Below are 14,467 nucleotides of genomic sequence, written 5' to 3' on the forward strand. Positions count from 1 at the left end.
TCAATTAAGCATTCTGATATTTTAAGTAAAAAGTAAAGATGTAAAAATTACCGATTTTTTCGTTTTACGGCACAGTATTTGAATTTATTCTTCGCATTATAAAACTATTATATTTAAGAAATAAAAGAGATTACCGATAATTGTATAATCTCATAAGTGTGAGGACGAGGAAATGCAAAACTACATCACTTCTGCGCTAAAAAGTAATGAATTGTTTAAAAACACAAATATTTCGAACATTACTTTAGAAGATCTCAATCTAAAAATTATCTCCTTAGAAGAAGGCGAAATACTATTTAAAAACGGCGATGTTTCAAATTCAATTTTCTTAATTCTTGAAGGCGAAATAAATCTACTAAAAAAACATAGTTTTTCAAAAACTACAACTTTAATACTATCGGCAAATGAATTTTTTGGTCAAGATGAGTTTTTTACTAATTCTAAGAGAAAATCAACATCTTTAGCAATAAAAGATTCAAAAATTGCTGAAATTTCTAAGGATAATCTTGATGTTCTTTTGATTCAGTACAACTCAATTCTTACCAATCTTAAAGATTCTATGGAAGATATTGATGAAACAATGATGGAAAATCTTGAAAGACTTTTAAAAGAAGCAAATGAAAAATACATTGCCGGACAAAAAAAGGTTTCAATTTTTGATCTAACAACAAAAAATAGCGATGAATTGGTTTCCTTTAACGAAGTGAAGCAAAAAGAGAAAATTATTGACGAATTGAATAATAGAATAACAAGATACAATGAATTAATTAGAAAAAAAGAAGAACAAATTACCGATCTTTTTGACCGAGTTGAAGAGTATCAAACATCAAATAAACAGTTAAATACTGTAATTGATAACCAAAACGAGCAATTATCAAGATTATTGGAATCTGAAAAATCTTACAAATTTCAGTTAGATGATCACAATAATAAAATAAAAAAACTTGAAGATGAAATTTTGACAATTGGAAATACTAAAATAGATATTGAGTATTCTAATCAAAAAGAAAAAGAGCTTGAATATCTTAGAAAAGAATTAGAGAATTTAAGTATAAAAGAAAAAAATCTTCTTGAGCAATTAAATCAATCAACTGCAAAAGTTGAAGAATTGAAATCAATATTGCATAATTTGGAAGATGCTTCAAAATCATCAAAAAATAATGATGAAATTCTTCAAAATGAGATAAATAAATTATCAACTGAAATTTCTTCACTTCGCAATAAAGAAATAGAATTTAATAAGCTTAAACTTGATTATGAAAATAATAAAGTTGAAATGATTACCTTAAAGGAATCGTTAAGAAAGTCGAAAGATGAAATTGAAGGATTTGAAAGTAAATTTAATCAGAGTAAACAGCTTGAAACCGAATTGGTTGCCAGTAATAAGAAATTGGAAAGTGAACTTAATATTCTCCAGAATAAACTTTTAAGCAGTGAAAATAATATTGATGAGTTAATTTATTTCAAGAAAAATTACGGAAATTTAGAAGAAGAAAAGAATAAGACCATAAATCTTTTAAATAAAAAAATAACAGAAAATGAAGAAAAATATTCAGATTTCGATAGATTGCTAAAAATTAAACAAAGTAAAATTGAAGAACAAACTTCTGAATTGACAAAAATAAAAGCTGAATTCGGTAATATTTCTTTGGCTGATAAATATAAAAGTGAATTAATTGGTGAACAATCCTATAAAATTGCAAGACTTCAAGAATCAAATAAAGAAACTACTTCTGAATTACAAAAATATAAAGACACTATATCTAATTATTCTACAGAAATTAAAAAACTTAAAGACGAATTCGAAAATACATTACAATCTCAGAAAAAGTTAGAAAATACGAATTATGAAGTAAGAGCAAAATTAGAACTTAAAAATGATGAAATTTCTAAGTTATTTGCTGAAAAGGAATCTTTATTAATTTTTGAATCAAACAAAAACGAAATAATTAGCAAACAAGTAAATCAGATTGAAGAGTTAAAAGCAAAAGAAAGTTATTTTAAGGAATCTGAATCAAAAAAACAAGCAACTATCGAAAGACAATTAAATCAATTAAAAGAAACAGAAAATTTCTTAGCTGATTCTAAAATATTAATTGAGAAACTTTCTAATGATAATGAATTAAATAAAAGTAAAATTTCAGAGCTTACAAATCAACTTGCAAAATTAACTTCAGAATTATCACAAAAGAATAATACAATTTCTTCTCTGGAAAATGAATTATCGAGTAATTCATCAAATCTAAAAAAGATTCAAGATCATAATAATGATTTAACAAATCAGATTTCTCAACTTAGCGGTTCAATTGTAAAGAAAAACGAAATTATTGATGTTCAGTCCAAAAATTTGAAAGAAATAGAAATAAGTAAATCCGGATTGGAAAATATCGCTAAGGAAAAAGATGAAATTATAATTAAGCAAAGTCATAAATTAACTGAAAGTGAACATTTAATTGAAAAATTAAATGAACAATTACGTTCTGAAAAAGTTGAAAAAAATGAACTTACAAAAAATCTTAGCTCGATAAATTCTAAAGTTCAAGAATTCGAATATTCAATAAATGCACTTTCTGCTCAAATTTCTGCAAAAGATGAATTGATTTCTGAAAAAACCTTAATAATTGAAGAGAAAGAAAATCAATTAAGTGAAAGCAGCAGAAAAATTGCCGAGAATTTATCTGAAATTTCAAATCTTGAAAATAAAATAAATACATTTTCAGAAGAATTAAATTTAGCAAAAGGTAAGGAATCTGAATTACGAAATGCAGTAAGTCAGAATCTTGAAACTATTACGCAACAGAATAATGAAATTTCCAAATTAAAAGAAGTTAAAAAGGAAAATGAAACAACTAATTCATTTTTAAATCATCAGTTATTGCAGAATCAAGAGACTTTATCTCAACTAAATAATAAATATTCGGAGACAGAAAAAGAATTACAGAAAAGTTTACAAAATTCAGAAAATCTTAACAATTCATTGAATGATAAAAATAATAAGATTTCGGAACTTATTTTATCGAATGAAAAATTAAATGAAGATCTTAATGCAAATGAATTAAAAATTGCAAATCTGCGAGTTTCCGAATCTGAATTAAATTCCGTAATTGAAAATAAAAATGATGAAATTAACAATCTAAAAAATGAATTATCACAATCTATTTCGAATTATCAAGAAATTTCATCCAAATATGAAAAAGTTGAAACAGTAATTAGCAAATTAGAAAACAATATTATTGAAAAAGCAAAATCTGAACAAAATCTTCTTATTTTAGTAGAAAACAAAGAATTACAAATTTCTTCACTTAATTCAAAAATTACAGAGCAAAGTGCAGAAATAAATAAACTTAACTCGGAGATTTCAGAATTAGCATATCTTACAAGTTCACTAAAAGTAAAAATTGAAACAAAAGATACAAATATTACTGAATTAAATTCTCAAGTAACTAATTTATCAAATATTGTAGAGCAAAATAAAAATGAAATACATCAACTAAATTCTTCAATTAAACTTAGAGATAATACAATTTCTGAAATCAGCGAAGATTTGGAAGGCAAACTTGATACAATTGAAAAATTAAACAATTCTATTTTCGAAAAAGAGGAAAATATAAATTCGCTTTCAAATAAAGTTGAAACAATAACTTTAGAATTGAACGAGAAAAATTCGGAAATTGAGAAATTAACAAAAACATTAGAAATAAATAGCTCATCAATTAACAAACTTGAAAGTGAAATTTCAATTAAAAATGCAGAAATTAACGATTTCAAACTCCAAATTAAAGAAAAAAATATTATTAATTCGCAGCAAAAGGAAGCATTTGAATTACTTTCAAATTCGTACAATTCACTGCAAATAAGTGAAGAAATTGAAAAAGATAAAGTAACTAAATTAACTTTTGAACTGAGAGAATTGCTTGAAGAAAAGAATAATTTATTGTCTTTATTAAAAGATTCCGGGTCAGAAATATCTCATCTAAGAAAACATATTTCGGTTTTGGATGAAAATATTGCTGAAAGAGACAGAACAGTTGAGGAATTGAATTCTAATCTTAAAATTGAAAGAACGGAAATTGAAAGCAGATTAATTGATAAATCTCGCTTAGCGGAAGAATTGCAAAAATCTGTAATTTTCTTGGAAGAGCAGCTCGAAATTTTACAAAAAGGACATAACGAAGTTACACAAGTTCAAGAAGCTGAAATTAAAAATAGTTTAGATAAAATTACAAAATTGACTCAAATCGAAATTGAACTGAAAGAAACTTTGTTTGAAAAAGAAAGTGAATTTAACAAACTTCACTCAGAAATGGATTCTTTGAAGAGTGAAATTACTAATTATAGAAATAATATTGATCAAAAATCTGAAGAATTAAATAAACTTGCCGGTGAGCTTTTTGAAAGTAAAAATAATTTAGAATCAAAAATTGCTTCTGAAGTTGAGTTGAATAGCAAAATTGCAAATTTATCGGAAAGAATTAATTTAATTACACTGGAATTAGAGGAAAAATCAAATAAGATTAACAATTTAACGAAGAAGAATGAAGAATTTAATTCATTGGTTTCAGAAAAGGATAATTTAATTCATGAATTTGAGCAGAATCTTTCCGAAAGAAATAATTCAGAAAATGAACTAAAACTTCAAATTGAAGAACTTAATAGAAATATTGAAATTATTAAATCTGAATTGACCGAAAAGGAAAATCAGATTAGCGAAATAAATTCAAATAAAAATAATCTTGAGAATTTAATTTCCGAAAAAGAAAACTTAATTAAGGAATTTGAGCAGAATCTTTCCGAAAGAAATAATTCTGAAAATGAATTAAAACTTCAAATTGAAGAACTTAATAGAAATATTGAAATTATTAAATCTGAGTTAAGCGAAAAAGAAAATCAGATTGGCGAAATAAATTCAAATAGAAATAATCTTGAGAATTTAATTTCTGAAAAGGAAAACTTAATTCATGAATTTGAGCAGAATCTTTCCGAAAGAAATAATTCTGAAAATGAATTAAAACTTCAAATTGAAGAACTAAACAGAAATATTGAAATTATTAAATCTGAGTTGACCGAAAAAGAGAATCAGATTGGTGAAATAAATTCAAATAGAAATAATCTTGAGAATTTGGTTTCGGAAAAAGAAAACTTAATTAAGGAATTTGAGCAAAATCTTTCCGAGAGAAATAATTCAGAAAATGAATTAAAACTTCAAATTGAAGAACTTAATAGAAATATTGAAATTATCAAACTTGAATTAAGTGAAAAAGAAAGCAAAATAAATCAATTTTCAGAAGTTGAAAATGAACTTAAAGTTAATTTAGAAAACAAAACAAATGAAATACAGTATCTTAATTCAGAAATTGAAACTTTACATATTGATTTAAAAGCTTACCAAAATCAAATTTCCTCAAAGTATTATGAATCGAAGAATTTAATTTCAGAAATTGACAATTATAAATCAATAGTTAAGGAAATTGGTTTAAGCGAATCACAGCTTCAAAATCAAATTTCTGAGTTAAATAATAAACTCTCTGAATATGAAAATAATACGAAAGAAAAAGAAAGCAATTTAATTTCGTTAAACGAAATGATAGAAACTTTACAAAATTCAATTAAAGAGCGCGATGAAATTATTGATTCAAATCAGAAATTTATTAATGAACAAAATCAGCAAATTTCATCAATTGAATCAGAATTGCTAAAGCAAGATGCAATAAGTGAAAAATATGAATCTTTGAACGAAAAATTAGAAAATTTAACTTTAGAACTTTCTGTTAAAGCTGATGAAAATAGAGTTGTTTTTCAAGAAAATGAAGAGTTGAAAAATCAATTAAGTGAAATAAAAAATAATTACGAATCGGTTTTGAATAATAGAAATCAAGAGAATTCGGAATTGTTAGAGATTTCTTCACAAATTGAAAACTTAAAATCACAATTAGAAAGTACACAAAATATAATCAGCGAAAAGGATTTAGAACTTGAACGTTTGAATTTAGAATTAACAAATTTAAGTTCTGCAAAAGATTTAGAAAATGAAACAAGAAAATCTTTTGAGGAAAAAGTTCAAGAATTGGAAGCTAAAATTTCTGAATTGGTGGAAATCAAATCTTCTTACGAAATTGAACTAGAAAATAAAAACGAAACTATTGCAGATCTTCAATTAAAAAATAGTTTTGCCGAAAATAATTCTGCTGATCAATCTAAAGAAGAATACACAATTAAAATTGAAGAATTAACAAAAGAACTTGAAAAATATTCATTTATTAAAAATAATTTTGATTCTTTAATTGATGAGAAAAATTCAATTATTGAAGAACAAGGAAAGCGTTTAACTCAAGTTAAGTTAGAAAAAACCGATAGAGAAATTGAATTTATAAAACTTAAAGAACAGTTGGAAGATTTCAAGAATCAAGTTGAAAAAATAAATGAAGCTAAAAATCATTTTAAGAGTGAAGCCGGAAGAAAAGCTGATGAGCTTGACCTTCTTTCAAAAAGATTAGAAATGTTTAATAACAATTCATTGGAAAAGGAATCTTCAGAAGAAAGATTAAATTCAATAATTGAAAATCAAGTTGAAAAGATTGCCGAACTTCACAGTAAAATCATCGAGCTTGAATCAAAGGCAAATCATGAAACTGTAAAAAATCAAAATGTCCCGATTATTGAAAAGCAATCTTCTCCAAATATTTTTGAAAAAGAAGCATTGGAAAAAGAAATTTCTGAAGATCGCTTTGAAAGTATTGATGATAATGAAAATGTAAAACCGGCATTTTCATTTGGAAAAATAAGTGATGAGAATGATGAAATTATTGATTTTGAATTTGAAGATAAAAAGGAAGAAACTTTTGAGGAAGAAATTAAATTTGAAGTAAAAGATCGTTCGGTTACAAAACCCAACAAATTTTCCGGTGACTTAACAAAATCAGAATCGGATTTACCTAATTACTCACAATTTTCTCATCTTCTGTACGGAGACGTAAGCGTTGTAACATTAAATATTCCCCGCGCAACAATGGAAATTGCAGCAAAATTTAAAGAATATTTAACTTCTCTTTTTAATAGTCACAATTCCAGAATTGTTGTTGATTTAAGCGAATGTGAATTTGTCGATTCAACTGTACTTGGTGTTATGGTAAGTTCACTTAAAAAAGCAATGAGTTTGGGCGGAGATTTAAGAATTGTTTGGGGAGACCACACAGAATCTTCAATGTTTTATATTACAAGAATGGATAAAGTTTTTAAACTCTTCGATAATTTGGAAGATGCAATACAAAGTTATTTAGATTAAAATCTCACACTCATATATAATAGTCCTAGTGCCGGAAAATTTTCCGGCATTTTTATTTTTAGAGATCACTATTAATAAAACGATATTTTCTCTTTATTACTAAAATTTAAATTCAACAGATAAAAATATCAAAATTAGTACTATTTTAAATAATTTTAAAATAGTTACAATATCTTATATTGATTTTAAAATTCCATTTTTAATAATTTTTTATTACGATACAGTATCTTTTTAAAAATCAACTTTGGAATAAAATTTTATTGTTTACTTTGTTGCAAACTTTATAAATAATCATGCATTTAAAATAAAATCCAAAGTGTAACAAAACTTTACATATCTCATTTTTTTATTGACTTCTTAAATAAAATCCTAATTATTAGACTTAATTTTTTAAACTTTTTACCGATTGTATAATTATAGTACAAAAAGATGTATTAATTTGATAAATTAACTTTCAAATTTTTGAAATAACTTAATTCTGTGATTTGAACAATATGTTAAACTTCATTTTAGGTATAAACTGAAAATAGTGAGTGAATTAATTTCAAATATAATTTCTGAAAATGATACAATTTCACTTGCTTACAGAAACTATTTTCACCTTTTTACAAACTCGACAAATGACATAGTTTTTATTTTAAATGAGAGTGGAACAGTAGAGTTTGCAAATAAAATTTTACTTACTCAATCACATTTTAGGTTGGAAGAAATTGTTGGAAAGCACTTTTTTGAATTATTGCACGAGAAAAATAAATCAAAAGTTTCAGATGCATTTCAAAATATAATTAGTCAAAAAACTGCTGTAAAATTTGAAACTGAATTAATTCCAAAAGTTGGAGTTGAACAATTATATGAAATTACTTTAACGCCAATTTTCCAAAATGAAAAACTCACTTCCCTTTTTGGCGTTGGTACAAATCTTAGCAAAGTAAAAGCTGAAAAAAGCAAAATTGAAGATTTAATTTCTAAACTTACTGAAGCAAATAGACTTAATGCAATTGAAAGAGATAGAGCGCAGCAGCAAATCAGCGTTTTAAATGAATTGAACAATTTGAAAAATGAATTTATATCAAATGTTTCGCATGAGTTAAGAACGCCGCTTGCTTCCATTATTGGTTTTGCAGAAACAATTGCTGAAGATAAAAATTTAACTTTGGAAAAAGCCGAAGAATTTAATCAAGTAATTTTAACGGAAAGTAAACGGCTTGCAAAATTGATTAATGATGTTTTGGATTTTTCTGAACTGGAAAGTGAGAAACAAAAATTACAAAAAACTTCGCTTAACATTATTGATGTAATTAACGAATGTAATACTAATATTAAAAGTGAAAGTGAAAACAAGAAAATAACTTTAACATCACGCATTCCGCAATCTGAAATAATGATTTATGCGGATGAAGAAAGAATGAAAAAGGTTATATCATATATACTTTTAAATGCTGTAAAATTCACAAAAGAAAATGGAAGAATTACAGTAATAGTTCAAGAATTTTTAAAGGAAGTGGAAATTGTTATTAGCGATACCGGAATTGGAATACCTGAACAAAACATTCCTTTTCTGTTTGATAAATTCAGCAAAATAAAAAGAACCGGATTAAACTTAACCGGCGCTGGATTTGGCTTAGTTACGGTGAAGCAAATAATTGATTTACACAAAGGTCTTATAAGAGTAAAAAGTGAAGTTAATAAAGGAACAAGTTTTATTATAAGACTTCCAAAATATAGTTTTAATTAAAACTAACGGGGTTAAAATTGGAAAAAACAATATTCATAGTTGATGATGAACCGGCAATTCTCAAATTGATTACTCATTGGGTAAAAAATGAGTGGGAATATAATGTCCGCACTTTTACAAACGGTTCTGAACTTTTAGAAAATATTTATGAAAATCCGGATTTGATTTTACTCGATATTATGCTGCCAGATCTAAGCGGAACCGAACTTCTCAAAAGAATTAAACGAATGAACAAACATTTACCGGTAATTATGCTTTCCGCACAAGGAAATATAGATGTTGCGCTTGAATGCATTCGTGAAGGAGCTTTTGATTATTTCCCAAAACCGGTTGATAAAAATCGACTTAGACCGGCAATCCAAAATTCAATCAAAAATTTTGATCTTCAAAGAAGAGTTGATGAATTAAACACAAATCTTCAGCATGAATACAGTTTTGATAATATTGTTTCTGCAGATAAAAAAATGCAAGAAGTTTTTAAAATGGTTACAAAAGTTTTAAATAATGATATTACAGTTTTAATAAATGGCGAAAGCGGAACCGGAAAAGAATTAATTGCGCGCGCAGTTCATTATAACGGAATTAGAAAAAACGAACCATTTGTAGTAGTAAACTCAGCTTCAATTCCTCGTGAATTATTGGAAAGTGAATTGTTCGGTCACGAACGCGGAGCATTTACGGGTGCTCATCAAAGAAAAATTGGAAAGTTTGAATTGGCAAACGGCGGAACAATTTTCTTGGATGAAATTGGTGATATGGAAATGTCGCTTCAAGCAAAAATTCTTAGAGTAATTCAGCAGAAAGAATTTGAGAGAGTCGGGGGAAATGAAACAATTAAAACCGATGTAAGAATTATTTCCGCAACTAACGTAAACTTAAAAGAAGCAGTTGCAAACAGAGATTTTAGAGAAGATCTTTATTACAGATTGAGTTCGTTCCCAATTCATATTCCTGCCTTAAGAGAAAGACGCGGCGATATTGTAATTCTTATCAATCATTTCCTTGCGGAATTTAACAAAAAAATGAGCCGACAAATTAATTTGGTTACAAAACCAGCTCTAAAATTATTATACGATTATGATTGGCCCGGTAATGTTAGAGAATTGGAAAATACAATTGAAAGATGCATGATTCTCTCTGAAACAAATAATATAGATTTAGAAGTTCTGCCTCCGCAAATTTTATCTGCAGATAATGATGGATTCTCAGATTCAACGGGGCCATTATTTACCGAAGATGCGCCAATTATTCCATTTGAAAAACTAAAAGCTGAAGCAATAAAACATGCATTAAGAATCACAAACGGAAATATTGTTGATGCATCTAAAAAATTAAATGTTGGAAGAGCAACTCTTTACAGACTAATGGAAAAGTACGATATTAAATCTCGTCGAAATTAATTCGATAATCTGTAAAAAGGATTTATTTTGAATAGTACTTCGGAAAATAAAAATCATAAAATACTTCTTGTTGAAGATGAGGAATCAGTAGCAAAACTTTTTCTTTATAACTTCAAAAAATCCGGGTACGAATGCGAGTGGGCGGAAAACGGTTTGGATGGTTATCTAAAAGCAAAATCATTTAATCCGGATATAATTGTTAGCGATATTATGATGCCCGAAGTTGACGGACATCAATTCAGAGAAAGAGTTTTGGAAGATCCTTCTTTAAAATTAATTCCATTTATTTTCCTTACCGCAAAAGGCGATGAAACCGATATACTTGAAGGATATGATCTTCATGTTGAAGATTATATAGTTAAAACTTCCGGACCAAAAATAGTTTTAGCAAAAGTTAATGCAATTCTAAAATCATTCGAAAAAGAAAGAGAAAAAGCCGTTAGCGAAGTTCAAAAAGCTGCAAGTGCAATGAGCGCAAAAGTTGTTCCCGATGAGTTTCCGCAACTTGACGGATTCTTAATAAAACATTGGCATGTGCCCTACCAAAATGTTCCCGGCGGAGATTTTATAGATTACTTTAAAGTTGATGATGATAATTTAGTTATTGTTCTCGGCGATATTATGGGAAAAAAATGGGGAGCTTGGTATTTTGCCGTAGCTTATGCCGGTTATGTAAGAAGTGCAATTAGAATGATTTTAGATTCCGAACATGATTTATCACCAGCAACAATTTTAGATAAAGTAAATAATGCAATTTTTAAAGATGAAAGAATTTCTGATGTGTTTATAACTTTATCTGTGGTTTGTATAAATAGTAAAACTAAATTGTTAAAATATGCCGGCGCCGGTGATTTGCCGATTATTTATAAATCAGAAACAGTTAAAAGTGTTAAATCAAACGGAATACTTTTAGGTTTTAAGCAAGTAGGAAATTATCAAAATATTGATCTTCAATTAAAAAGCGGCGAATCTGTATATTTAATAACCGATGGAATTCCCGAAACACGAATGTCAGACGGAGATTTTTTTGGTGAAGCAAAACTTAAACAAACAATTTCAGAAATTGAATTAAACGAAGATCCTCTCGATAAAATTATTGATGTATTTTCAGAAGCTACAGCCAAAAATTTTGAAGACGATATTAGTATTGTTGCTATTAATGTAAACTAATATTTATAGTTTTTCTCAATTCAAATTTCAATTAAGATTTTTTTCAATTTTGTTCTATTTAAAATTACTTGATTGAAAATATCTTTCACATCATCTTTTATAATTTTACTAAAATCTTCTTCTCGCGGAGTAATTATCAATCCGCCTAAATCAACCGAAGCGGGACTTACTAATAATTGTTTTTCACCTTCATCAAAATATTGAGTTGGTCTGTGTTTTTCTCTGAAGAAAACAATTACTTTCCAAATATTTTCTTCAAAAAAACTTAACACATTTATTAACGGTTCTTCATTTGTATTTAATATTTGTTTTGCGGATTTATAAATTTTTGAAAACTTTTTCTGTAATTTAATTTTATCAGATGATTCAATAATTACAAAATTTTGAATTCCATTATCTGTAAGAATTACTTTTACATAACTATCTTGAAAAATTATATTTTGATTTTCGTGTTTAATATTTAAGTAATTTTTGTAAATGGGAATTTCATTTTTTAATCCAGCTTGAAAATGAAGATGATCCGGCGCAGAAGCTCCGCATTTGGGTCCGTTGTAAAAAACAAAAAATTTTTCACTTAATTCTTGGCTCAACTCTAAGAGATCAATAAAACTATTTTCAATATTTTGCGGAATGTGTTTTAGATTTGGAATTGTTAAATGCCGCTTAAAAATTGGATAAGGATTACAAAGAATTAAGTAATCATTTTTAAATAAAATTCCTTTCTGCTCAGAAGGTAAATTTTCCAAACACAAAAAACATTTTCTTTCTTCAATTGATTTTTTATCAACCTTTGCCGAAGTTGATGTAATTCGCGACGGATTAAACTGAATTTTAATTTCGGAATTTTGAAAAGCAAAATTTTTTGTTTTCACATTTAATAAAGAATCAAAATTAGTTTTAACCAATTCCCAATTGGCTTTCTGCTGATTTAGTAAAGCTTTAACTTTTTGAGAAAGGTTATTAATTTCTCCAAATTTGCTTAATTCATTTTCTGTAAGAAATATTTTATTCATTTTTTCAATTGCCACAAATTCACATTTTATAAATAATTTATCACTTCTTGTAAAACTTTCCGATAAAATAATGAGATCTCTCAGTCACTTCGTTTCCTCGAGATGACATAATTGTCATTTCGATCCCGATGTTTTTTTTTTGGGAGAGAAATCTCAGAAACGAGATTTTGATAATTATTTATCATTAGAAATTTTTGTTTTTATTTTGTCTTGCTAAAACTTCAAAAGTTCTAATTCTATCTTTATACAAATTATTTGCATTAACTTTCTCAATATCCAAATCAGAATCGGAATTTCCTTCCCATCTTCTGCACAAATAAATCGGTTCGTAAATTCTGCCAATTTGATAATTGCGAGAAATCTCCAATCCAACCGAATAATCTTCTCCGTAACTTACATTTGGAATTTTAATTTCACGCAAAACCGGCGTATAAAATGCACGCGGCGCGCCTAATCCATTTATTCTCAAAGCATTATTTTTTCCGTTATCCGGCGTCCATTCTTTGTGATCAATAATTCCAGGCGGAATTTCTTCCAATTTAAAATTTGTTAATTTATAAGAGCCAATAACCATCGCACATTTTTCTTCGTAAAATTTATCAACAATTTTTTGAATTGTATTTTCATTAAAGTATAAATCATCGCTGTCTAATTGAATTGAAAATCTTCCGCATTTTTCATTCATAATTCCTTCGTTCCAGCATCCGCCGATTTGCAAATCTTTCCTTTCGGGAATTATATGAATTACTCTTTTATCATTTTCTGCAAAACTTTTAATTGTTTCCGAAGTTCCGTCATCAGAATGATTATCAACAATTATTAAATTGAAATTATATTCGGTTTTCTGATTTAGTACTGATTTTATTGCATCTCCAATTGTTTTGTTGCGATTTTTAACCGGAATAATGACCGAAGCTTCAAATTCAAAATTATGATTATCTATTTCAATTTTTTGAAAATCAGAATCTAAAAATGCGTTAATGTTTTTTAAATGTTTTGTTACTACATTTTCCATTTCAATTTGATTTTGCCGATTTTTAGGATCAACATAATCAAACATTTTTTCGCCGCTTTTTCTATTATCATCTTCATTTGTTGTGTAAAGAAATTCGGGAATTCTAATTATTGGATACTTTTCCGAAATTGCTAAACGCAGATTATACAATCCCGCAGAATTGTAATTTTCGGAAAAATTATTTACAGCTACTTTTAAAGCATTTGTGTTAAGTAATAAAACCGGACCAAAATCGAAATCATCGCGCAAACTTCCTAACTGATAATCTATAAGCGGATGTTTAGAAATTACATTTTCTTTTTCTTCATTGAAATTTGAGTAAACTATTCCGGCTTGTGTATTTTTTGCAACATTAAGCATTCTTTCTAAACTATATTTTCCAAAATTTATAAAAGTGCTTTTGGTAATAAATAAGATGAAATCGCATGTGGAATTCTCTGCAATTAATTTTATTGCTTTCGTAGAAAAAATATTTGAAGATATTAGTTGATTGCTATTTTTGAATTCAAGATTTTCCTCGTTTACTAATACATATATTGAATTAATTAGTTGAGATTGATTAAGAGAATTTTCTGTTCTATCAAAAATTACTTTGTTAAAACCCGGTAAAAATACATCGATTTTGTTATTCATAATTTTTCAATATTTAAGTTTATAATTATTTAAAAAAGATTTCAGAAATTAAAAATTAACAAAATCGTTGGTAATAATTTGTTTTTTTAATAATAAGACATTGTATAATTTTAAGAGCAGATTTATTTTAGAAAAACAGAAAAGATTTTTTTTAATTTGTAATGATAACAGTCACAAGTAATTATTTTCATTATAATAAGTTTGTTATAGTTAAAAACA

6 protein-coding genes are annotated in these 14,467 nt (G+C 26.9%); 4 read left to right on the forward strand and 2 right to left on the reverse strand.

Annotated elements, in window-relative coordinates; genetic code table 11:
- The first annotated feature begins 172 nt into the window (after positions 1-172).
- The 4 genes from IPH62_05305 to IPH62_05320 all read left to right on the forward strand — a co-directional run bounded on the left by IPH62_05305 (position 173) and on the right by IPH62_05320 (position 11,587).
- Positions 173-7,282, forward strand: coding sequence for a cyclic nucleotide-binding domain-containing protein (locus IPH62_05305; protein ID MBK7104681.1), 7,110 nt, complete (start codon positions 173-175; stop codon positions 7,280-7,282).
- Positions 7,283-7,811: 529 nt separating this feature from the next.
- On the forward strand, positions 7,812-9,017 hold the full coding sequence (locus IPH62_05310) for a PAS domain-containing protein (protein ID MBK7104682.1): 1,206 nt from the start codon (positions 7,812-7,814) through the stop codon (positions 9,015-9,017).
- A 17-nt stretch (positions 9,018-9,034) separates the two neighbouring features.
- Positions 9,035-10,417: a sigma-54-dependent Fis family transcriptional regulator gene (locus IPH62_05315; protein ID MBK7104683.1), complete on the forward strand. Its 1,383-nt coding sequence runs from the start codon at positions 9,035-9,037 to the stop codon at positions 10,415-10,417.
- A 27-nt stretch (positions 10,418-10,444) separates the two neighbouring features.
- Entirely contained in the window at positions 10,445-11,587 is a 1,143-nt protein-coding gene (locus tag IPH62_05320) for a SpoIIE family protein phosphatase (protein ID MBK7104684.1), read from the forward strand.
- Positions 11,588-11,607: 20 nt separating this feature from the next.
- On the opposite strand, the gene IPH62_05325 is transcribed toward IPH62_05320, so the two are convergent.
- Both IPH62_05325 and IPH62_05330 read right to left on the reverse strand, forming a co-directional pair.
- A complete protein-coding gene (locus IPH62_05325; GenBank protein ID MBK7104685.1) occupies positions 11,608-12,600 on the reverse strand; it encodes a DUF4922 domain-containing protein in 993 nt (330 codons plus the stop codon).
- A gap of 184 nt (positions 12,601-12,784) precedes the next feature.
- Positions 12,785-14,248: a glycosyltransferase family 2 protein gene (locus tag IPH62_05330; protein ID MBK7104686.1), complete on the reverse strand. Its 1,464-nt coding sequence runs from the start codon at positions 14,246-14,248 to the stop codon at positions 12,785-12,787.
- Positions 14,249-14,467 lie beyond the last annotated feature (219 nt).

This window comes from Ignavibacteriota bacterium (genome assembly GCA_016708125.1).
In the GTDB taxonomy this organism is placed as follows: Bacteria; Bacteroidota; Ignavibacteria; order Ignavibacteriales; family Melioribacteraceae.

Bases quoted from the DNA above. Each gene is read 5' to 3' on its own strand.
- IPH62_05305 (MBK7104681.1), top strand. From the start codon at position 173: ATGCAAAACTACATCACTTCTGCGCTAAAAAGTAATGAATTGTTTAAA.
- IPH62_05325 (MBK7104685.1), bottom strand. From the start codon at position 12,600: ATGAATAAAATATTTCTTACAGAAAATGAATTAAGCAAATTTGGAGAA.
- IPH62_05330 (MBK7104686.1), bottom strand. From the start codon at position 14,248: ATGAATAACAAAATCGATGTATTTTTACCGGGTTTTAACAAAGTAATT.